Here is a 21,897-nt window from a genome sequence, read left to right on the forward strand (position 1 = left end):
GCGTGCACTGGCAAACTGCGTGGTTGCACAGGCAGCGATCTGCATCAGGCAGCAAATTCTTCGGCAGGAACCTCGATTGCATCTGCCGAATTCTCGCGTATCCTTCGGCTGCGCATGTGAGCACAAGGTGGCGCCCGGCGCTTCGACGAGCCACCCATTCAAGAACCAGCATCGGCATGGCGACCGAAAATGCTGAGGCAAGAGACCGCCATTCCAAAAAGGAAACATTCGTCATGGATTCCCATGTCGTTATAGCGTCCCTGCCAGTCGCCGGGGCCGACCGTACTGTGCTTATCGAGGCCGCCAACGCCGCGTTCGAAAGGGTTATTGAACGGATCGAGCCGGCCAACGAGCAACTGACTCGCACCCTTTGGGATGCCGAGTCTTATGTCGATAATGAAATCACCGCAGACATGTTGCCGATCTCACGGGACGAGGCTGCGTACCTCGTCGACGTGTTCCTGGTGCATCATGTCATTGGATTAGCTGTCACAGCAGACGAGGAGGCCGTTGAATCCCGGCCTTGAACCTCGCCGGAGGCAGCTTGGTCTGCCTGCTGCGATATGGCGGGTAGCGCGATCAATGCCGTGACCTTTGCCGCCACCTCTTCAAGGGTGGCGGTGAGGCGGTTTATCTGCGAGGCGGTTGCGGCCAGTTCCGGGCCGTAGCGGGTGACGAGATATTCCCGGTTCTGGCTCAGCGACTGGAGATGCCTGGCCGTCTTCGCGCGAAGGCGCAGGCCCGCCTCCAGGGCGTGCTCCGTGCGTCTCGACAGGTCGTGCTGCAGTTTGCGAATCTGATTGGGATTGTGCCCACGGTGGAGCAAAAGCGCGGTCAGGTAGAGTTCGATCGCATGGATCGCCGCCAATCTGAACGGCGCTCTGGTAAGCGGCTTGCCGGGTCGTCCGAGCGGAAGGAGGTGGTTTGCCGCCTTGCGATATTCTTCCGCCAGCTCGTGAACCTGCTGCGGGGATGCCAACTCACCGGGATATTTGCGTTCTTCGTTCGTCATTAGCGCAACTTAAAAATCGGCAATCCGTGCCCAACATCGGTGCTGGATAACAGTCGACGGGTTTTCGCGTCCACCTCGAAAGCCATTGCCGGGCCGTCCAACGGACGATGGATGCCCGATAGCTGGGGTGCCAGCGGCCGCCTAGTGCATCGGCAATGGCATCGTTGTTTCGACCAAACGCGTCCAGTAAGAGACACCATAAGGAATCGCCGCATCGTTGAAGTCATAGGCTGGGTCATGCAATCCCGCCGTGCTGCCGTTGCCAAGGAGCGCGATGTTGCCGGGCCGTTGTTCGAGCATGAAGGCGAAGTCCTCGGAGCCCATGAGCTGCGGGTGGTCAGGATCGACGGCGTCGGCCCCCATGACGGCACGGGCAACTTCCACGGCCAACGCTGGTTCGGCTGGATGGTTGACGACTGCGGGATACAGGCTTCTGAACATGACTGTCGCGGTCGCCCCATAGGACGAGGCTATTCCCTCCGCAATGTCGGTGATGCGCCGCCGGATGGTGTCCCGCACCTCCGGCTCGAACCAGCGAGCAAGGCCGCGCATCTCGCTCGATCGAACGAACGTGCCTCCCGGCTGTCCGCCTTGAAACGATCCGAAGGAGATCACGCCGCTCTTTAGCGGGTGGACGTTGCGCGCGATGATCGTCTGTAAGGCAACGAGGATGTTGGCGGCGGGCAGCAGTGCGTCAACGCCGGCCTGCGGACTCGCCGCGCGGGCGCTCTGACCGTCTATCGCAATCCGGAAGCTTGCCACCGCAGCGCCAAAGGGCCCGGGGCGAGTAGCGAAGCGGCCGACAGCCAAGCCGGGTTCGTTGTGAAGGGCGAACACCCTCTCGATCCCCCAGCGCGTCATCAAGCCATCATCGCACATTGCTTTCCCACCCCCGTGCCCTTCCTCGGCCGGTTGGAAGATCAGGGCGGCCGTGCCGTCGAAGTTGCGTTTCTCTGCCAGGCCCTTTGCGGCACGCAGGAGCATCGCCGTGTGCCCGTCATGCCCGCAGGCGTGCATCCGACCATCGTTCTTCGACGCGTAGGAAAGTGGTCGTTTCCTGAATGGGAAGTGCGTCCATGTCGGCGCGCAGGCCGACGACCCTGCCGGAAGATTGGCTCTGGCCGTGCAGAACACCAACAACGCCGCTTTTGCCGACTCCCTCGGTGACCTGGTCGCAGCCAAAGGCGCGCAGCTTGTCGGCCACGAAGGACGCGGTGCAGGGAAGCTCGTAGCCAAGCTCCGGATTGGCATGCAGATGGCGTCGCCAAGCAATGATTTCATCGTGCATGGATGAAGCTTCCATATCGGATGTCTTGGTACTCACAGAACCGAATGGTACCCTCATCTTGATGGCCAACAAATGTTCTTTGTCCAGCATTTGGAAATAAAGGATCTTGTGGGTATGGTCCGGTTCTATGTGGGGCTGCGGGGCCATACAGATGAAAGACGGGCTGGAGAGCGCGGCCTATGCAGCGCGAGGCCGTCCCACGCGCCGTGTCGGTCCCTTACCTGAGACGAGTGGCTAGGTGGCAGGCGGATAAGGTCGAGAGGTGGGGGATGGAAGATATCATTGCACGTGTTCGCCGCACTTCGAAACTTGGCATCCTAGGTGAAGTCCTGGCTGCGGAGGCTCTCGTCCGGAACGGGTTTCAGGGCGTTCGCAATCTGAACGACGACGTGCACAACCAGCCGTTTGCAGACCTCCTCGCCGAGAAGGACGGCATCCGTTATTTCATCGGCGTGAAAGCCCGAAACGAGGAACGCGACGTGGGCGGGCTGAACGAGTCCTACAACTGCTTCCTCGTGCCCGGTGCTATCAATAGGCGAATGAAGGAGCAGGGCGCGACCGTCAACGACATAACTGCCCTCGCGCTCCGCCAGGTTCATCTGCTCGCCGAGCGCTTCGCTGCCATCCCAGCTTGGGTCACGGTTCCGCTGCGCCCGATGCAAGGGACGTACACTGCCTATTTTGGGCTCCTGAAGGAGCTTGGCAACAAGCGCTGCATCCCGATGACGGAGGCGGCGCGAGCCAGCTACACCTGCCTGGCCGACTGGGCGGTGGACGCGCGGATTACGCCCGACCTCTACAATGCCGTTGGTCGGCGCCCGTCCCGAGTTGTCCAGCGACAACCTACGCTGTTGTGATCCTCAATCGCTGAGTTCCTGAAGCGCCGCGTCTAATCAACGAGCACGATGAACGGCTTGTGCTTCGGCCGTTCGTGCCAAATGACCTGTCGCAGATCGCGCATGTCGACCATCTGGCCGCAGATTGGACAGGAATAGAAATTGTCCTGTTCATCGGAATGGTCGCTGCCGTGACGCTTACCAGGAATAGGCGGACCAAGGTCGGATAGCTTCGTCATGACCATTGAACTTTCAATTCGTCTAAAATGTTCCGGAACCATTTTAGCGCATGCTAATTGAATCGCGGGTTTGCGAGTCAGTGCATGGGTCTGAAGTTCGTCGCGCCATTGATGCCAACCCTTGTGGAGAAGCCTCCCGAGGGTGACGACTGGATTCACGAGGTCAAATTCGATGGCTATCGCTCGCAGCTCATCATCGACGAAGACGGCACCAGGATTTACACGCGCAACGGCCACGACTGGACCGGAAAATATCGCGACCTGGTGAAAGAGGCCGATAGCCTTGGCGCCGAAAGCGCCATTGTGGATGGCGAGATCATCGTCCTAAACGAGGCCGGCCTTTCCAACTTCGGCGAGTTGCGGAAGGCCATCACCCGCCGGCAGCACGACCTCTATTTCGTCGCCTTCGACCTTCTCCACCTCAACGGCCATGACCTGCGCGACATGGCGCTGGACGAGCGGCGCGAGATCCTGGCCGGGATGGTAGAGCCTGGGGGGCGCATTCAGTTCAGCGAGCCCCTGCCGGGCGATGCGCAGGCCATCTATCACCTGCTCGACCAAGCCGGACTTGAGGGCATGGTGTCGAAACGGCGCGACAGCAAATACCGCAGCGGGCCGTCGACGAACTGGCTAAAGGTGAAATGCTACACGATTGACGAATACGATCTGCTAGGCGTCGAGCGTGAGGCGGGCAAGCCGGCCTTCGCTCTGATGGCGGATCGAACGACGGGGAGGTATGTCGGATCGGCTTTCATCAACTCGCGGGGCGAGATCCGTGACAGGCTTTGGAAACGCGTCCAGGAACACGCCGGACCACCGCCGAAGGGCATGAAGCGGCCGGCTACACAATGGGTGAAGCCGGGCATCGTCGGCCGAGTGAAGCATCTGCGCGGCGAGGACGATTTGCGGCACGCCTCGTTGCTGGATTTTCGGGAAGAGAGTTAGCCAGCTTGGAGTTTTGGCGCCGCCATTTTACAGTGCATGTGCGCCGGGAGATGGGCAAATGGCGATGAGGACCAAAGCCAACGAAGCTGGTGTTTTCGACCCGGCCGAAATGGCCTTGCTTGGGCGGGTTTTCGATCAACTGAAGCCCGACGATCAATCTGCCGGTGCGCGCGATGCGCTCGCTTCAAGAATCATCGCAAACTACATGGCGGGCGTGACTGACGAAGCCGAGCTGGTTTCGCTTTCAAGGCAGCCGCTGGGCCGCTAGTGGGTGTTAAAACATCCTGCCGGCCCGGATCATGGCGCGTGCAATGGCTAGTTCCGCCTCGGTCTTGGCGTTCTCTTTCTGGGTCATGTTGTCGGCGGCAATCAGCCGCTTCAAGGATCCCAGAATTTCCCCGCGCGTCCAGCCGGCGTCGAGCATGCAATCGACGGTTGCCTGAAACCCCGGCTCCATCGCCTCCTGGCAATCGATCGAGCGATCGAGATAGTCGCCTTGACGCTTTGGCGGAGTAATCATCTTGCCCCCTGTAAAAACTGGTCACCGTGCGCTCGGTGCCCGAAGCAGAACCAATGCGGCTCTTGCCTTGGCTTGGCAAATCCGAACGGCGCGCGCATTCCACATCTGGCAAACTCGCAAACATGGTTCTCGATCCGCTGGCGTTCGCGCGGGGCTGCTACCATGCCTTCGGCAAGTCTGGTGGGTTCGTCGCTCATAGGAGTGCAATCGGCTCGATCATTCTTGCATTGTCGTTGGGCTGCTTGTTGATGGCGGCTGCATTGACCTCCCGGCCGACACGATAGAATTGCAGACTGCCGTCGATGTCGTGGCTGAGTATTTCCTTCAGGTCGTCAGCCGGCGTCTTGGGGTCGAGCCAGGCGTCGTAATAGGCTGGATCCAGCATGATCGGCTGGCGGTCGTGGATCTGATTGATGGGTGCCGCAGTTGGCTCGGTTATGATCGTGCAGCTGGTCACGTCCAAGTTCGAATTATAGGCCCAGAGGCCAGCGAACGAGAACGGTGCATGGCCAGGCTGGAAAATGTGCCATGGGTCTTTCTTGCCGTCAGCGGGCGAAATCGTCCACTCGTAATAGCCATCAGCCGGAATGAGGCAGCGTTTCGATTTGAAGGCATCCCGGAATGCCGGCGTTGTGTCTACGCCTTCGATGCGAGCGTTGAACATGGTGCCCTTTGGCATTTCCTTGGCCCAGAAGGGAACCAGCCACCATCGCCCGGTTCGAAGCCTGTGGTTGCCATCGTCGGCAGCCGTGATGAAGGGCACCTCATCTGTAGGCGCGATGTTGTAGCGAGGGGCATCGTTCCGGCCAACCTCGGCGGGCGCCGTCAGCCGGTAGAGGCGGTGGATTTCCGACCAGGTCAGATATCGGGTGTAGCGGCCGCACATGTCTTGCCCCTAATTGCGCAGGATCTCGGGAACACCGAGCGGGCCGAGATCGAGGATGCGTTTGTACTGATCCGTGCGGCGCCATACGCCCCGTATTTTGCCATTCTCTCGGTCGCGCTTGGGGTCGAACGCCTGGCCGAAGAAATGGTCACGGAAAGCCTTGGCCGCCTCGGCATCGGCGAAGCAGTGTAGCCGGTAGTCTTCGTATTTTCCGTTTGGCCACACCGCTTGCACCTGCCTGAGCTGATAGTTGATGCCCCTATCATGACAGAACTGCTTGATCTTCGTCAGGTTGCGGTCGGTGCAAATGTCATCCGGCAAAGCGACCTGGTGCGGCCACTTCTGGTCGATGACCGATGGCGTCGGGATGCTCCGGCTGCGGGTTACCATGCCTGATCGAGAAAACTAATTGCCTGAAGCCGCATAGCCGCCAGCGTCAGAGCAATCGCGGTGTTGGCCGGAGGCTTATCCATCTGAATGCGGCCGTCGAAGTAACGCCATGCCGCGACGCTCCTGTCGTCATCGTCTTCATCGTGCTCCAGATCAATGATCCGCGCATCGCAGGGCTCTTGGTCGATCTCGATCTTCCAACCCTTGAGGGATGTCTCGGCAATTGCGGCTACGTCGGCAAGATTGGCGTTGAGATAGGGCAGACCTATTTCGGCGGCCTCTTCCGGCTTCCCGGGCTCATTGACCCAACCCATCACATAGCAGATGTCGATGTCTAGTTGCCGATCAGGTCCGACGGCGGTTTCAAGGCGCTCTATGATCTGAGGATAGAGCCCCTTCCTTTCGGGCCACGTCGCCGGATTGACCGTTTTCACTTTCGGTTCATCTGATCCGACAGCCAAGGCGCGATGTCGAACAACCTTTTCCTCGGGCCACCCGGCGCAGCAAGCTTCACAGGCGGCGCGCTCGGCCAGGAACCAGACGCTTGCGGCCGCTTGCTCTTCCTCACTCGGCTCGTAGCTCTCCGGAAATCCCTTCATATCCCAGAGTTCGATGGCGAGCATGCCGCTCATGGAATCCTCGCACGAAACTCCAGAGCCCTCAAAAACCGCCTCGGCCGCAGCTACCCCGCGAGCGAGTTCTTCAGGCTTTGCGTTCTCAATCATCAAGCGAATTGGCATTTTCGCCTCCTGTGTCCATCTTGTCAGTAGTGAACAAAAAGAGAACATAAGAGTCAAGAGCCTCTTTGATCTGGTAGGAATATGTTCCTTTTTAGGGAGGATGGCACACGATCCGATCGACACGCTGGGCAAGGCGACCCGGCACAACATACTTGTGAAAGCAGAATGCAGCTGCGGCAACGTACGCTACTGTCGATCGGCCGATTTGATGATGGTCTATGGCGGTGGCGTCGATCCGCAGACGCTGAAGTTCGATTGTAGCCGATGCAAACCACAGATTAAGATTACGCTGCTGGAGGTGCATCCTGAGCATTTGCCGAAGCGCCTGCTGATCCATAAGCCTATGAAGATCGACGGCAAGATCCATTGGTATACCGAGCGCTTCCGGGGATGACAAAGACGCTCGCCGACACACTGGCCGCCCGCGAAACCGTCTATGTCAATTGCGGGCATGCCACGTGCGGCAAGTCGACAAAGCTTGACATCCAGGCGCTGATCGAGAGTCTCGGGCCGGGTCATGGTTCCATGCACCAAGATCTGGTCGGGCTCTTCGGCTGCTCGTCATGCAAGGCTGCGGGCCGTGACCGCCGCCCGGTGTTCTTCACATGCATTCCTGACTACGAAGGCCAGCAGCGCGAACGCAACCGAGACTGGAAATCGACATTCGGTAGCGCCAAGCCGGGAACAAATGCCTCGTAGTGGCTCAATACATTTGGCACCGTTTGCATCGCTGGCACTACTGGGTAGACCAACACCCGGCAAAGTCTTACGGCGACATCGGCTGCGGGAGAACCGCATTTCGCTGACTACCCGACGAAAACGTATCTGAAGCGCAAGTCCGTCCTCCCGAAAATGACCAGTCGCTCGCCCGTTTCCGGACGCGGATTAAGAACGGCATGAAGGCCGGGCCGAACTACTGTCGTCATTTCACGCTTGTCGAAATTGGCTGCGGCTCATCGTGCATTCCTGATTGATGCCCGGGACGGCCGGGTCGTCGATTTCCCGCTCGGCGGCTAGGAAAACTGCCAGCTCCAGATGAAGTACGGGATCGACAGCACGCCCCTGCAAACCGAATGGATGGAGACGAGCGTGGGTGAATACGACACTTGCGTCCGGGCCTACTACGATATCGGATCGGGAAATCTGACGAAGGCTCCTCGGAGACCTACAGGATCGAAGGATCTTCGTTCTGTACCGAGTGATTTTTGGCAACCTTGCCTTCAGTGGTGACGTTGCGCTTGAAATCACAACGTGGCCAGGTGCTGCAGCTTTCGAATTCGCCGAACTTCCCGGCGCGAAGTTTGAGGACTCCGATCTTACATTTCGGACAAGGCTCCTGCAGCTCCCCGTCAACGGCTTCGATCTTCAGACCACCTTTCGCGGCGAGTTCGGTGACGAAACGCGACGGGTTCGCCAAGCTCGTATAAATTCGAACCTGCCTTTTGGCGCGGGTCAGCCCCACATAGAAAAGACGTCGTTCTTCGGCCATGGGATACGGGTCCGGCGTGGGCATTGGAATCTGCAGTAACGGGTCGTCTTCAATTTGACTTGGAAAACCCCGGAAGCCTTCGACTACGTTCACCAACATCACGTAGTCGGCCTCCAATCCTTTGGACGAGTGGATCGTTTTGAAAGAAATATCGAGCACATCACCGAATTTCTGTTGCCATGACCTCAGCTGGCTCGGGGAGTCGTTTCGATAACGGCCGAGCAGAAGGACCGTGATGCGATTTCCGCTGCTGGGCTTCAGCCTACCTTCCTCGATATAGCGGCGCATGAAGTCGAACTGTTCTCTCAAGTGCCCCTGGGCATTGGCCATGTCTTTGAAGGCGAACACCAGGACGGACGCATTCGAATAGGTGCTCGTGGTTTTGACTGTCTTTCTGATCTGGACAGGGTTTGCCTGGATAAATGTGCTGGAGATGTCGCAGAGTGATTTCGGACACCGGAATGTCGTTCCCAATGTCAGCCGGGATGCATAGGGGAAGATTTTCTCAAACTCGGTCATCACAGATATGTCCGCACCAGCGAACCTGTTGATGCCCTGCCAATCATCACCGACGACGCACAGGTGAACCTGGCCGTTCTTTGCGTAGTGTAGTGCCTTCAAGAGACGGATTCGGGCGCGTGAGGAATCCTGAAACTCGTCAGCGAGAACCATTTTGAAGCGACTCTGATATGTCCCAGCTTCGACATACTGTGCGGCCTGAATGACCATATCCTCGAAGTCGATCCAGCCTCCTTCCCTCAGCCTCCGTTCCCACTCTTCGGAGATCTGGTAGAACAGCTTTATGAACTGCACGATGCGAGCAGCGTGTCCGTCATTTAGCTGGCTGGCGGTTGCCTCTTTCATTTGTGATGGCGTGAGGCCATTGCTCTTGACGTGCTGCTGAAATATCCGAACCGTATTAGCCAGTTCCTTGTTGCTGATCGGCTGGAGTCCTTCGGCTTTGCGATCCGGATCGAAACGAATTGTTTGTCCGCGCTTCCTTAACTCGCTTTCCAGATTTGATAGTGCAGCACCGGTCGAAATCTGGTGCGAAGTGGTCTCGAAGAGGGCGGTGCTCATTTCCGCATGCAGAGACCTCTTCCATTTCGCGTCTTCGACATAATCGCCGTCGAAGTGATCCGGAGCCTTCCCGTCCGCTCCGAAAGCGAAATGCTCATGGTAAAGTTGAATGTCGGGATAATAGAAGTCGGGCTGATATTGTCGGTGAGTTTCGGTTGCCGTTTTATGTTCGTATTCCCGTTCGTAGACGTACGGCACGTTATGATAAAATAGCCAGTCCGCTATCAGCCGCTCTTCCTTGCTTTTCACGATGTCGCCATTGGCGGTTCGGTGACCGCGCCGACCGTTTTCATAGGCATCCGGCTCAGACGCGGCACCCCGCCGGCCGATATCGCGGCCATAAACGAGACGGAAAATGTTCCAGTCAATGTGAAACTTTGGGTTTCGGTCGGACAGGTCTTTGATGATCTTGCCGATCATCTCGACATCTTGACCTGACTGTTCGAGCCAGGGAGCCAGCGAAGGCTTCTCACCGCTCCCTGTTGCGATCACGTGCAGGCCGAATCCGTGAAATGTATCTACTCTGATTTCATCGGCACCCTCGAAATTCACGAGACGTGCTTTGACTCGATCTTTAAGTTCCTGGACCGCGTTCGTGTTAAATGCGAGAAGAAGTATCTGGCTTCCATTGACCAATTTCTGGTGCAAGGCGTAGCCAGCCTTGGCGACCATTGTCGACGTCTTCCCTGATCCGGCAGCCGCCACGATCTGCACGCTGCTGTCCATGCAGATGCAGGCGTTGATCTGCTCTTCTGTCAGGGGATTTTTTTCAACGGAGTCGAATAGGGGTTTCAGCAGTTTTTTCTGCATGACCCGAAACACATCGTTGTGGTTTTTGAAGTCCGATCTCAATTCCTCGAGCGCCGGATTTCTATTCAACAGTTTATTGATGGCAAAATCGGTCGATCTGGTCGGGGCCGGGAACTGCTCAAGAATTCTCTCGGCCGTTCCCGAGGGTATCCACTTCGTGCGATCGACGAGCGGCTCCCATTTTGCACGCCAGTCACGAGTGCGCTGATGATAGTCGTCCTTGCCTGGAGGCTGGGGAACTGTCGGTTTGCTAGTCGCAAGAGGGGTTTTAGCGCTGTCCTTGATCAACCCCAATTTGGTCAAGACCGAATGCACAACCGCAATCGCCAAAACCAAAAGAAATAACTCAAACATTCCCGCCCCAAAAACGACCTAGCCCTGTTGTTCGAATATCGCCGAGGACGGGCAATATCAACGATAAAGGCAGCGCGAAACTGGCGAGTGAGAATAGTAACGGCTGTTGGTAGAGACGACCTGGCGGACTTCGTCGTTGCGCCATCTGAAGGCTTCCCGCTCGCTCCGGTCATACAAGATATAGGGCCGTCGTCCTGAAGTCGTTGGCCTAGTGCGGGTTGACATTTTGTCGTTCCGTGGGATACACTGAACCTCAACGAATTACAAATGAGGTCAATGATGGCGACTGAAGACAAAACGCAGGTTTCCCTTCGGGTTCCTGCAGCTATGCTTGCCGACTTCGAACGTATTGCCACGGCTCTTGACCGGGACCGGACTTGGGTGATGCTGCGCGCTTTTCGAGTCTACCTCGATGGCGAGGGCGGGCATCTGCTCGATGAGATGAAGGGGATCGAAGAGCTCGATGCAGGTCAGGTAGTGGATTTCGACGAGGTCATGGACAAGGCTGACGCCATCATTGCGGCAGCCCGCAACTCCCGCCAAGCCAAGGTGGGCTGATGTCGCGACGCATGGCAGGTATGTCTCCGAAGGCGGAGGCAAAGTTCCTGAAGGGCATCGCCTACATTGCTGAGCGCAATCCTTCGGCGGCCGAAAAGATTGTCGCGAAGATGAGAAGCCTGCGCGAACGCCTCGTCGATTTCCCCGACAGTGGCGTTCGCGGCGAGATCCCCGGAACCCGGCGCATGGTGCTCAATTCGTTCGTGCTGACTGTCCGTCAGGGCAAGAGCGGCATAGAGATCGCGGCCGTGCGCCACGCCAAACAGAAGGATGCATACGCACCTTCCGAGCTCCTTGGCGAAGATCCCGAAGAGGCAGAGGTCCCGTCTAGTCCGAAGAGGTAGGGGTGCCTCAGTGGGTGTCGAACACGAACGCCGTCCGGCGCTTGGCGAGCACAGGCCGCTGCGGCTTCTTGCGCGTGTATTGCTCTCGCTCAGGTGGGTAATCTTGGTTCAGCAGCAGCTTGGCGTACTTGAGCGGCACGTCGGCCAGCCGGGCGCGCAGATACGCATCCTCGCGCCCCTCCTCGTCCTGTCCGCGGACCGCCTCCTTGAGTTCGCGGAAGATCGGCCGCTTTCCGGTGATGTCCCAATAGGTTCCGGCACCAACCTTGACACCAATACCGAGCAGCCGCTCGAAGGATGATCGGTAGTGCCTGCGGCGGTTGAAGCGGAAGACGAATTCCTGCAGGTAGACGTCCGCGTGCTTCTTGCGTAACCCGTGATAGACCCCCATCGACCAGCGCTTCAGCAGCGAGAAGATGCGATGGATATGCTTCAGCACTATGTGGGCTGGAACCGTCTTCGGGATGACGATCGCCTCGTGGCCGCGGTCGGCCAACCCGCTATACGAGGTGTTGCCGTCCGTGACGATCCATGAGCCTGGCGCCGTCGTGCGCTCGACGAAATCGTGGAGCTGAAATCGGCCGCGTCCGGTGATGATGTTTAGGCGGATGCGGCCCATGAAGCCATCATCCAGGCACTCGACAGCTCCGGCGATCATGATCTTGTCGGCATCGGGGTTGCCCTTGAGCCGCTCGAGCGTGTCGGCCTTGCGTCCGAACCGCATCTCGGTCTCATCGACCTGGACCGTCTCCTCGTCGCCCCCGAGCGGCTCGCGGTCGGGATCGACCATGGCGCGCCTTAGCTTGTGGAGAAGCAGCCAGGCGGTCTTGTAGGACCCGATCCCCAGCTTACCCTGCAGTTGGAGGGCGGAGATCCCGTTCGAATGAGTCGTCACGAGATGGGCGGCGAGGAACCAGGTCCGCAACGGGAGGTGAGTTCCATGCATCACGGTCCCAGCGACGACGGAAGTCTGCTTTCGGCAAGGCAGCAGGACACCGTCCTCGGCTACGGCCTCGCCGGCGCATTCCCAGACCCAGGGCTTGCCCCTCAGCTTCCAGCCTTTCATCGATCCGCAGTGCGGGCAGACGAAGCCCTCGGGCCAGCGTCGATCCGCCAGGTAGGCCGCGCACGAATAGTCGTCCGGGAACATCGTCTGGAATTGCTCCAGCGATGGTGGGCGGTCGTATCTTCAGCGAAAGACATGCTCGTGGGGCATCCGGCGCCGCTAGCACATCGAGGGGAGGCGGCGCGAGCCAAACCACTAGATATGGTTAAACCGGAGCGAGCGGGATAAGCCTTGCCATCTGCCCGGCAAGACTCGTTGAAGTGCCATTCAGGGTGGCAATCGCGGGCAGTCGCTACCTCCCGAAGAAGTTTTCGGACCTGCAGAATTGAAGCGTTGACACAACATGCGGCGATTCAAACTGTATTTTTGATGGAGAACTGTCATGCCACTAGAATCCCACTCGCCACGACTAGCCGTTTTGATCGACGCCGATAACGCATCGGCCAAAATTGCCGACGGTTTGTTTGAAGAGATCGCGAAGATCGGAGAGGCCAGCGTCCGTCGCATCTACGGGGATTTTTCTAGTGCGCGCTCAAAAGCCTGGGCCGATATCCTTTCGAAACACGCCATCATCCCCCAGCAGCAGTTCGCCTACACGACAGGCAAGAATGCTTCCGATATCACGCTAGTGATCGACGCCATGGATCTGCTCCATAGCGGACGGTTTGACGGCTTCTGCCTCGTTTCATCTGACAGCGACTTCACGCGGCTTGCCGCCCGCATCCGCGAGCAGGGCGTCGATGTATTCGGTTTCGGGGAGCAAAAAACGCCTGAAAGCTTCCGTCAGGCCTGCCGCCGATTTATCTATACTGAGAACCTGTTGCCGTCCTCTCCCGCGAATGAGCCTGAGGCATCACCAAGCACGAAGCCTTTGCAACAACCGTCAGCAGCCGTGCCAATCATCCGGAAGGTCATCGCTCAGATGGAGAGCGAGGACGGCTGGGTTCCGCTCGGTGCATTAGGCACCCAGCTTGCCAACCTGGCTTCCGATTTCGATCCGCGGACGTTCGGCTTCCGAAAATTGAGCGATCTGTTGCGTAAAACTAATGCATTCGACATCGACCACCCGGAAGGCGGCAGTATGCGAATTCGCATCAAGCCTTCCGTCAGCAACCGATCCTCAACGAAGACGTCTGCGGGATCACGGTCCAAGGGTTGAAATCGCGGGGGGTGGTATCACTGGAGAACCGAATGCTCCTTCGTGATCGCGGGGAGTATCGTGTTTCTCAGGCGTGTCACCAGGTCCTTTCCTTCGGCCACGTCGACGCTTGCAGTCTCGAGGACCGTCTCCAGATCCGTGATCAGGAACTGCGCCTGAACGCCCTCTTTGTCGCCGAGCCCCTCGTGATGGGGATAGAGCAGAGTCAGCCGGGGTGCCTTGTAGAGATGGGCATACGCCATCATCTGGTAAACGTCACTTTGAGAAACATCCTGCTTCCGATCGTCAATTCGCGCAGATATCCGTTTCCATTTTGTGTCGATGACATGAGCGACCTGTCCAGCGCGCCAGATTAGGATGTCGGGTATGGTTTGGAAAACCTCACGGCCGTCATCCAAGGAGGTAAGGCAGTATTTTCTCCCACTCTGCCGCGTAACGCGAAATTCGGTCCCGGCTAGGGCACGCGTGACAAGTCGACCTACGTATTCCTCGAAAAGCGCGTTCATCTCGAACAGGAGCGCCGTGCCTTGCCCTGCACCGCTGTTGGTCCTTTGGTACCTGTTCCGTAGAAATAGCTGTGCCATCCCGAAAAGATCCTGCCACGCGCGATTGGTGCGGTCGATTAGGACTTCCCCCCATTTCAATGCCGATGCTGGAATCTTCATGATATCCGCATACACGAAGGCCAACTCACGCAGGCGCTGTTGATTTGCCGTATTGCGCGACATTCGGGATAGGTGCGCAACAGCTGCCTTCATGATGCGGTTGAGGGCTATGTCTTCCGACAGCTCATCGAAGCGACATGCAAGCCGCCCTGGGTTCGCCGCGTGGCAGGTGAATTGACGCGCCACATCGAGTGTGCCGCGTAGGGCCGGCAGGTCATCCTCCTGGCTGATATATCGCCGGGGCATGCCACGGCGGACCGCTTCGGTCAGCTTTTCGCAAAAGATCCGGATCAGGATCTCGAGAAGCGTCTCACGCTGCCAGTCGAGTTCAGTGATGCGCCCTGTCTCGATCTTAAGATCCCGTGCAACCGCGAGCATGTGAACAAGACGCTTGCGGATTTCGCCTTTCTCCTGCGTGGACCCTTCGGTCATTCCGACATCGATCTTGGGTAGGATCTCGAGACTGCAATCCTGAGCAGCCAGCACTCCAACCACGCCACGCGCCCGCAATTCATTTCGTCGATCTTCCAGCACCCCGCTGCTGCCTCGGCCCGAGAAGGGTGAAGCTTTGGCTTGTGACACCAACCGGCTGGCAAGTTGCGCTGGAATGCAACCCTCCCCATCACCATGAGGCAGTGCCTTCCATTCAAGCACAGTATAGGAAGGCATCAGACGCTGAACTCCGAGAAATCGAACTGATCCCTCACCTTCCAGCGCAGCTTAGGACCGGAAAAATCGTCTATTTCCAAGCCAAAGGGCGCCTTCAGCTCCTCTCGCGTTAAGAACCTCCCTGGGCTGGAGCCTGACTCCCCCAGAACCGTGGCAACTTTCGACCAATCTTCATAGAAATATTCTGCCAGTAACGGGATGACCTTGTGACGCATAACCTCTTCGACAGCGTCGCGCGTCGCGCAACCAGTGAAGTAGGCGTGTCCGATCTGATGTTCGCGGTCGAATAAATATTCAATGCGGTTGTTGATCGTCATCAGGAGCTTCTGCAGGTCGATCCCGCCTACATTCGTCGAGAGGACCAGCGGGTTCGGCATCAGTTCGCGGAAAGCGAAGCGGCGGCGTAGCGCGGTGTCCAGAAGGGCAATAGATCGGTCGGCCGTGTTCATAGTGCCGATGATGTGGAGGTTCGCCGGCACGCCAAATGGCTTCTTCGAATAGGGCAACACCAGGCGGATCTCGTTCTGCATGCCCAGCCGCTTGTCGGGCTCCAGAAGCGTGATCAACTCACCAAAGACCTTGGAGATGTTTGCACGGTTGATTTCGTCGATGATCAGGACATGATCCCGTGCTGACTGGCTTGCGCGAGGTGTCTCCTCACCGAAAACGATTGCTTCCAGTGCGTCCCAGTCCACGAGCGACTGGTTCAGCTTATAAACTGAATGGCGTCTGAAGGCATTCGAGTAGAAGCGACTGCGCTCAGTCCCTTCGTCGTTGCGCCAAAGCCACTCCACATGACGCCGGTGCGGATGGAATGCAGCATCCGGATCGTAGAAGTATCCGCCAGTAACTTTGCCTAATGCTTGAACCCGGTCCCGTCCATCAGAGACGACCACGTAGTCACCAACCTGCATGTCGGCCCTGAACGAGAAGGTGATCACGACGTTTCCATCATTGCCGGTCGCTTCAGGGTCCTTCTTCGTTCTCCATTCCGAGAAGATTTCGTTGAAATCGTCGAACCGTTCGTCTGACCAGTCAATGTCCCCGCCCCAACCAACATGGATCAAGCCGTGATCCAAACCGAAGCGGATCCTGTCATCCTCGACTTGCCGTCTTCCAAGCGCGACCTTGAACACCCGGGCGGAACGGTCAAGCCGTGCTGATGTACCCCCATCCGGCCGGTCAAGCCTTGCCCGCTCGCTGACTCGCTTGAACACGCCGTCATGGGGTTTCAGACGGAAACCAGTGCTGATTTCCACCTCCTCGGGCCCCTCACCAGCTTCGTCGTCGGTGCTTGGCCGTAGGCCTTCGACGAATTCCTCGTAAGACATCGATTGGTGGAAGGTCACGAACTCGATCCGTCCGTCGCTCACCAGCCTCCGATACTCGGCCATCAGCGCGTCACGCTTTTCGTCGCCCTGAAACGACGCCGCAAATTGCTCGCCCAGACAAAGCCGGACTGCTTCCCAGGCCGTCCGATAGGTCTTGCCCGTTCCGGGTGGTCCGTAGAGGACCAGGTTGGTTGCCGAAGGCATTGGCTTTGTTGTTGCTTCTGTCACGGTGTCCGCCTGCGCTTGTGATCCGAGCTTGTAGGTGAAAATGGTCGAGCTGCTGGGGTTCGGCTCGGTATGGGTTGGGGGCGGCACCTTGGCCAATTGCTGGAACTTCTCGCCGCCAAGCGCGCTGCAGATGTTCGGGAATGCGTCTCGCAGGCCCATTGCTTCGGCGATCTGGCTGGCGCGAATAGTCACCTCGGGAGCATCGTGCTCTCGTGCAGGCTCTATGAAGTAATTCAGCGCGCAAAGACGTATGCGATCTGCGTCGCGTATAAGGTGATCATAGCGTTCGGGAGGAGGAACGGGCCTGTCATCTTCGTCCACAATAATGAAGCCAGCGTTGTGAAGTCGCGCGGCTGCATCTGTCTTCTGACCCCAGCCCCCGTTGAGTTCGGTTTTCTTCAGTAGGAAACCGACAACTGGCTTGGTCGGATACACACGACTGTCGCGCTCGCGCGTGGAGCGCACCCAATAGTCGCGCGGATCACCAAAACGACCGAAGATGTCTTCGCCCTCGCCATGGAGGCGATAGCGGTCAAAAGCATCCATCGCCCCTTCGACTGCATGGCGCGAGACGACAACGGCCATGTCGCCAGTGCTCCCATTGGCTGGAATACCTAGCGCTTGAGCAATCTCCTCGCCGATTTCGTAGCGTTGCAGTTTTTCTGCGCCGTAGCGCAGGTAATTCACATCTCCACCGGCCAAGGCTTGGCACCGTGCGGCAAGCCCGTCAATCAACATGGCACGAGCAACCACAAGGATATCCTCAGTCTGAAGTGCCTCTTCGGCGCGGTTGCTCGCTCCTTTGGGCTTGATTTTGAAAACCGATCTGCGAGTAGCCCGGTCGCCGTGCCGCACAGGCTGATAGGGCGCGCCTTCAGAGTCGTAAAACACAACGCGGCGGGACGGTGTAAGTGCACTCATGGCATATCCCCTAGAGCACAAAGCGTGTTCACTAGCCGCATCTGCTCGACAGTCTCGCACTTCGCCTCGCGCAGGCGCGGCGCACCGAAGACCAGCGCCAGGCCCTTGGCGCGAGACACCGCCACATTGATACGGTTGAGCGAGAACAAGAAGTCCATGCCGCGCGGCGTTTCTTCGGCCGATGATGCGGTCATCGAGACCAGGCAGACGGGCGCTTCCTGCCCCTGGAACTTGTCCACGGTGCCGACGCGGATACCCTCGGGCAATGCGTCGCGCAGGGCGTTCACCTGTGCGTTGTAGGGTGCGACGACGATAATGTCCGACTGACGTATGGGTTGCGTTGTGCCGTCTTTGTCCGTCCATGTGCCCGACAAGAGGTCATGCGCAGCAGCCTTGATGGCAGCGACTTCGTTCGGCGCGATCTGGGCATTGCCCTCATGGGGGACCGACACCCAGAACGCACCTGCCGTAGGGAACGACGTGTTTGTGACGGACTGACGCGCGGTGTCGGGGTGGCTCGTCAGCCGTCCCTCATAGACCTGATCGGAAATGAAGCGACAGACCTCGGGATGCATTCGCCGCGAGGCTGGCAGGAAAATGCCACGATCAGGCGGAACCGTCGCATGATCGCCTAGCATCCAGTCGAGGCATGACAGGTTCGCCGGCTCAGGATGTGCCCCTTGAATGACCTGGGGCAGTTGACGAGGGTCGCCGACCATCACGATGTTACGGGCTGCTCGCCCCATCGCGATCATGTTGGCAAGACCTACCTGTCCCGCCTCATCCACGAACAGCCAGTCGAAGGCCTGCACATTCTCATCGCGAGCGAAAAAGAAGGCGGTGCCGCCCACGACATGTCCGCTGCCTGAGGCTTCGGCATTGTCGGTGGTGCGGTGGATGGCGCAGCCGTCGGGGTAGCCGTCTTCGCCGCCAGAGACTTTGTGAACCAGGTCGAGGCTGATCAGCGGGTCCTGGTCCTCGAGCGCACTGAGACAGCCCATTAGCACGTTGCGGATCGCCTCGTGGCTATTCGAGGCGACGCCGACCCGATGGCCCTTGTGTACCAGCGACAAGATCGCACGAGCGGTGACGTGGGTCTTGCCAGTGCCGGGCGGCCCCTGGATCGGCAGGACAGTGCCGTCCATCGCGGCCACGACCGCCATCGTGCCTGCGACCGGATCGGCGCCGTTCAGAAGGTCGGGCTTCGCGCCGGCGGTCAGGCGTGGTGCCGCGCGGGATAACAGATCGTCAACGGCCGTGTGCCGGCGGGCCCCGCATTGATCGGCGATCACATCGCGCAGGGCGGCGGCAATCACGTTGGTGTCCAACGGCCAGTCCGGGTGTAGCGTCAGCCGATCCGTCAAGAGATGCGCCTTCGCTGCACCCACCTTGACCGTGATGACGCGCGCGGCCCGATCGAGAGCCTCGATGCTGATCGTCGCGGGCGGCCCGTCATGGACTGGCACCGTCGCGCTCTTGCCATCCCGCAACTTCGTCTCCTGCGGCGGGAAGCGGTAAGTACGCGCCATAGAGCGCTTGACGGGTTCAGCTGCGCCCAAGGCTTCCAATCCGGCAAGGGCGTCGAGGTCGTCGATCAGATCATCCTCATCCTTCCCCACGCTGTCGAACACTGCCCACTTCGCGGGCTTCGCTTCGCGCTTGTGGAAGAGGCCGAGGTTGAACAGCATCTCCTGCCGGTCTTGCGGCAAGCCAGAGGCTGCGAGAGCAGAATGCAGCGCCACCGTGTCAGCATCATCTTCGGCTTCCTTGGCGTCCGCGTCCTGGCCGAACGTCGGCCAGCGAGTTGCGGGTCGAATGCTGACCAGCCAATCCCGCAGTTCCTCCGTCGAGATGCAATCGACGCGATTATAGTCCTCTATCTCGTCGAGGATCTGCTGATCGCTCGTCTCGCGCCAGCGCTCATAGGCGACGACCGAGCCCCCAGCCGTCTTCACCTCGCCATCACGCTTGCGGCCATAGAAGGCCTCCATCGACTTGATGGAATAGTTGGCTTCGGATCCGATCAGCGCTCCGCGCACGACGGCGAACAGATCGACGAAACGGCGCTCACGCAGAAGGCGATCAAGGAATGCTTCGCCAATCCCATACTTCGTGCTCAGCCGACGAAGCGCAGTGATCTCGTAGGACGCGTAGTGATAGATGCGCGCATCCGGATATGCCGCAAGACGCGTCCGGAAGAATTCAAGCAGTTCGGCCAACGCCTCCGCCTCGGCAGCGTGATCGTGCCCCCAGAACGCGCGGAATTGTCCGTCGAACCAAACGCCATGCAGGTACTCCAAACCACCTTCAAAATGCGGATCGCCCTCGATGTCATAGAAGATATCGCCCGCCTGCGGCGCGGGCAGCAGATCAAACCCCTTACCGAGCTCCGGGGTACGCAGTTCGAACGCGGGTGCGCCAGACTTCCGGGCATGTTGCAGTCGGGCTTGGGTCGCGAGGCGAACACGCGTGTTTTCCGCCATGCCGCGGATCGGATGATCGAGGCTGGCGAGGGCTTCCATGGTTTTGATGCCTGCCGCTTCCAGCTTCTTCACCTGGCCACGGCTGATGTTGGCTACGTTGAACAGGCTGTCTTCCGCATCCCAAGTGTTGGTGCAATGATCTCCCCAACGGCAAAGACTACAATCCGCGCAGGGAATCGGACGTGTCGGCTGCGGTTCGGCCACGAATCCTTCGAGCCGTGTCCGCGCCATGCGGGCATAGGCGGCGTAGTCAGACAGCCGCAAGGTTGCGCGGGTCCTGTCACCCAGCTCGACATGGGCGAACTCGGGCGCCACACCCTGAATTTCAGTCAGCAGGTCCGAATAGAGCACCAGTTGCAGCACGTGCTTGGGGTGTGGTCGGCGCTTGAGCTTGGTGTCGGTCACCTCATACCTGAACGAGCCGAGCGCCGAAGGCTGCTCGACGCGTTCCAGGAAATCAGACCAGCCACCCCAGTTGCCGGACAGGAAAGCCCCCTGAAAGACAACCTCCGGCCCGGCCGCCAGCGCTGCACGCGTGGTCTCGGCGTCGTGGGCAAGATTGCCCCGCGCAATTTCCACGACACTGCGACCCGCTGTGTTAAGTCGCGCGAGATGCGCCGCCTCGTGAGCATCGCCCTGCTTTTGCAACAGCGCTGCATCCTCGGTGTCCTCGCGCGGCGTCGGTCCAGCGCCGCACATATAGGCCAGATCCAGCGTGGTCGCGTGCGCGCAACCCATAAAACGCATAAGATCTGACGCCGACAGCAAGGTGCGGTCGTCGAGATTCCTCATTCAAGCCCCAATCATACCGCCCGCAGATCCCCCCCAAGGAGTCTCCTCGACAGATCGCACCTTCATCAATAGTTTATGACGGTGTCAATTGCTGACATGGGGGATTGATGTCTTTTGCAAAAGCGCAAGACTTACTCCGGCTTGCTCAAATTGCTGCATCGCGACGCGGCGGCATCTGCCTGGAGGAAATCTGTAGCGAATTCGGTATCTCGCATCGCACAGCCCAACGCATGACCGAGGCGCTCGACGCAACCTTCGCGAATGTGCAAACGGAGGATCGCGAGGACCGGCGGCGGTATTGGCGCCTGGACGCGCGCCCACCCGAGCGACTGCAACCGCGACAGGAAACCATCATAGAGGCACTTGAAATCGCCGCACGACTTGCGCGCGACCAAGGGCGACTGCGTCATGCGCGCGCGCTGGAGGATATGCGCGACGGGCTATTGGCACGCCTGACACCGCGCGATGCCCGACGATCCGAGGCCGATGCTGAGGCCGTACTGGCCAGCCTCGGTCAGGTGATGCGCCCAGGCCCGACGGTCGCCTTGCGGCCTGATGTAACCGATGCGGTGATCGAGGCGTTGCGCGGACCGTTTCGCCTCCGCGTGATCTACGGCCCTGCGGACGCCGAGCCCCGGGTAATTGAGCCGCACGGCCTGCTTTTGGGCCACCGAAGCTACCTTGTGGCACGGCAGCCCGCGCGCGGCGAGACGATGCTGAACTTCCGCATGGACAGGATCCATGCCGCTGAGGTGCTGGACGAGAGCTTCGGATTTGCGACTGGGTTTGGCCTCAATGACTATGCAGCCCAAGCTTTCGGCGTCTACCAGGATCCTGAGCAGTACGGTGAAGTCATCTGGCGCTTTGCCCCGGTGGCCGCCGAACGCGCCGCCGAATTCCGCTTTCACCCGACGCAGGTCATGGAGCCGCAGGAGGACGGTGGCTTGATCGTCCGGTTTTACGCGGCGGGTTGGCTGGAGATGGCCTGGCATCTTTATCAGTGGGGCGACAAGGTCGAGGTGGTTGCGCCGGACAGGCTGCGGGCATTGGTCGACGGTCATCGGCGGCCGGATTTCGACGCCTTGCCATGAT

Annotated in this window: 20 protein-coding genes and 2 pseudogenes; 10 read left to right on the top strand and 12 right to left on the bottom strand. The window is 59.0% G+C overall.

Annotated features, from left to right (window positions below):
• Positions 1-176 precede the first annotated feature (176 nt).
• On the top strand, positions 177-527 hold the full coding sequence (locus tag EN850_RS12465) for a hypothetical protein (protein ID WP_136091363.1): 351 nt from the start codon (positions 177-179) through the stop codon (positions 525-527).
• Here the strand turns inward: EN850_RS12465 and EN850_RS12470 are convergent.
• Both EN850_RS12470 and EN850_RS12475 read right to left on the bottom strand, forming a co-directional pair.
• Entirely contained in the window at positions 470-1,012 is a 543-nt protein-coding gene (locus EN850_RS12470) for a hypothetical protein (RefSeq protein ID WP_246689187.1), read from the bottom strand. The genes EN850_RS12465 and EN850_RS12470 overlap by 58 nt on opposite strands.
• Positions 1,013-1,153: 141 nt before the next feature.
• Positions 1,154-2,300: pseudogene (locus EN850_RS12475) on the bottom strand (amidohydrolase).
• A 269-nt stretch (positions 2,301-2,569) separates the two neighbouring features.
• On the opposite strand from EN850_RS12475, the gene EN850_RS12480 reads away from it, so the two are divergent.
• Positions 2,570-3,157 (top strand): hypothetical protein, encoded by a 588-nt coding sequence (locus tag EN850_RS12480; RefSeq protein WP_136091364.1) that lies wholly within the window; start codon positions 2,570-2,572, stop codon positions 3,155-3,157.
• 32 nt (positions 3,158-3,189) lie between these two features.
• Here EN850_RS12480 and EN850_RS12485 read toward each other — a convergent pair whose 3' ends face one another.
• Positions 3,190-3,381, bottom strand: coding sequence for a hypothetical protein (locus EN850_RS12485; protein ID WP_246689188.1), 192 nt, complete (start codon positions 3,379-3,381; stop codon positions 3,190-3,192).
• Between the two features lie 78 nt (positions 3,382-3,459).
• On the opposite strand from EN850_RS12485, the gene EN850_RS12490 reads away from it, so the two are divergent.
• Positions 3,460-4,320 carry an ATP-dependent DNA ligase gene (locus EN850_RS12490; RefSeq protein WP_136091366.1) on the top strand — a complete coding sequence of 287 codons (861 nt, stop codon included), beginning with the start codon at positions 3,460-3,462 and terminating at the stop codon, positions 4,318-4,320.
• A 58-nt stretch (positions 4,321-4,378) separates the two neighbouring features.
• On the top strand, positions 4,379-4,588 hold the full coding sequence (locus EN850_RS12495) for a hypothetical protein (protein ID WP_136091367.1): 210 nt from the start codon (positions 4,379-4,381) through the stop codon (positions 4,586-4,588).
• A 6-nt stretch (positions 4,589-4,594) separates the two neighbouring features.
• On the opposite strand, the gene EN850_RS12500 is transcribed toward EN850_RS12495, so the two are convergent.
• The 4 genes from EN850_RS12500 to EN850_RS12515 form a co-directional block, all read right to left on the bottom strand.
• Positions 4,595-4,840, bottom strand: a complete 246-nt coding sequence (locus EN850_RS12500; protein ID WP_136091368.1) for a hypothetical protein — start codon at positions 4,838-4,840, stop codon at positions 4,595-4,597.
• 193 nt (positions 4,841-5,033) lie between these two features.
• On the bottom strand, positions 5,034-5,726 hold the full coding sequence (locus tag EN850_RS12505; RefSeq protein WP_136091369.1) for an SOS response-associated peptidase: 693 nt from the start codon (positions 5,724-5,726) through the stop codon (positions 5,034-5,036).
• Between the two features lie 9 nt (positions 5,727-5,735).
• Positions 5,736-6,116, bottom strand: a complete 381-nt coding sequence (locus EN850_RS12510; RefSeq protein WP_136091370.1) for a hypothetical protein — start codon at positions 6,114-6,116, stop codon at positions 5,736-5,738.
• Positions 6,110-6,748: a hypothetical protein gene (locus tag EN850_RS12515; RefSeq protein WP_246689189.1), complete on the bottom strand. Its 639-nt coding sequence runs from the start codon at positions 6,746-6,748 to the stop codon at positions 6,110-6,112. Before EN850_RS12515 ends, EN850_RS12510 begins: the two co-directional genes overlap by 7 nt.
• On the opposite strand from EN850_RS12515, the gene EN850_RS37100 reads away from it, so the two are divergent.
• A complete protein-coding gene (locus EN850_RS37100; RefSeq protein WP_246689190.1) occupies positions 6,747-7,250 on the top strand; it encodes a hypothetical protein in 504 nt (167 codons plus the stop codon). The genes EN850_RS12515 and EN850_RS37100 overlap by 2 nt on opposite strands.
• Positions 7,247-7,555 (top strand): hypothetical protein, encoded by a 309-nt coding sequence (locus tag EN850_RS12525; protein WP_136091373.1) that lies wholly within the window; start codon positions 7,247-7,249, stop codon positions 7,553-7,555. Before EN850_RS37100 ends, EN850_RS12525 begins: the two co-directional genes overlap by 4 nt.
• Positions 7,556-8,021: 466 nt before the next feature.
• On the opposite strand, the gene EN850_RS12530 is transcribed toward EN850_RS12525, so the two are convergent.
• Positions 8,022-10,589 carry a UvrD-helicase domain-containing protein gene (locus tag EN850_RS12530; protein ID WP_136091374.1) on the bottom strand — a complete coding sequence of 856 codons (2,568 nt, stop codon included), beginning with the start codon at positions 10,587-10,589 and terminating at the stop codon, positions 8,022-8,024.
• Positions 10,590-10,868: 279 nt separating this feature from the next.
• On the opposite strand from EN850_RS12530, the gene EN850_RS12535 reads away from it, so the two are divergent.
• The gene (locus EN850_RS12535) at positions 10,869-11,147 is read left to right on the top strand and encodes a ribbon-helix-helix domain-containing protein (RefSeq protein WP_135900657.1); all 279 of its coding nucleotides are present in this window, start codon (positions 10,869-10,871) and stop codon (positions 11,145-11,147) included.
• Positions 11,148-11,158: 11 nt separating this feature from the next.
• Positions 11,159-11,491 (top strand): type II toxin-antitoxin system RelE/ParE family toxin, encoded by a 333-nt coding sequence (locus EN850_RS12540; RefSeq protein ID WP_210237987.1) that lies wholly within the window; start codon positions 11,159-11,161, stop codon positions 11,489-11,491.
• A gap of 262 nt (positions 11,492-11,753) precedes the next feature.
• Here the strand turns inward: EN850_RS12540 and EN850_RS12545 are convergent.
• Positions 11,754-12,641: pseudogene (locus EN850_RS12545) on the bottom strand (IS1595 family transposase); the annotation flags it as partial.
• A 298-nt stretch (positions 12,642-12,939) separates the two neighbouring features.
• Here EN850_RS12545 and EN850_RS12550 point away from each other — a divergent pair.
• Complete coding sequence (locus EN850_RS12550) at positions 12,940-13,716, top strand: NYN domain-containing protein (protein ID WP_136091376.1); 777 nt, start codon at positions 12,940-12,942, stop codon at positions 13,714-13,716.
• A gap of 17 nt (positions 13,717-13,733) precedes the next feature.
• On the opposite strand, the gene EN850_RS12555 is transcribed toward EN850_RS12550, so the two are convergent.
• From EN850_RS12555 to EN850_RS12565, 3 genes are read right to left on the bottom strand one after another with little or no spacing between them, the layout of a single operon-like run.
• Positions 13,734-15,050 (bottom strand): restriction endonuclease, encoded by a 1,317-nt coding sequence (locus tag EN850_RS12555; protein ID WP_136091377.1) that lies wholly within the window; start codon positions 15,048-15,050, stop codon positions 13,734-13,736.
• Positions 15,050-17,530: an AAA family ATPase gene (locus EN850_RS12560; RefSeq protein ID WP_136091378.1), complete on the bottom strand. Its 2,481-nt coding sequence runs from the start codon at positions 17,528-17,530 to the stop codon at positions 15,050-15,052. The genes EN850_RS12555 and EN850_RS12560 overlap by 1 nt, the downstream gene beginning before the upstream one ends.
• Positions 17,527-20,805, bottom strand: a complete 3,279-nt coding sequence (locus EN850_RS12565; protein ID WP_136091379.1) for a TM0106 family RecB-like putative nuclease — start codon at positions 20,803-20,805, stop codon at positions 17,527-17,529. Before EN850_RS12565 ends, EN850_RS12560 begins: the two co-directional genes overlap by 4 nt.
• 107 nt (positions 20,806-20,912) lie before the next feature.
• Between EN850_RS12565 and EN850_RS12570 the strand changes: the two genes are divergently transcribed.
• Complete coding sequence (locus tag EN850_RS12570) at positions 20,913-21,896, top strand: WYL domain-containing protein (protein ID WP_136091380.1); 984 nt, start codon at positions 20,913-20,915, stop codon at positions 21,894-21,896.
• Position 21,897 lies beyond the last annotated feature (1 nt).

It is taken from the genome of Mesorhizobium sp. M8A.F.Ca.ET.207.01.1.1 (assembly GCF_004794715.1).
Taxonomy (GTDB): domain Bacteria; phylum Pseudomonadota; class Alphaproteobacteria; order Rhizobiales; family Rhizobiaceae; genus Mesorhizobium.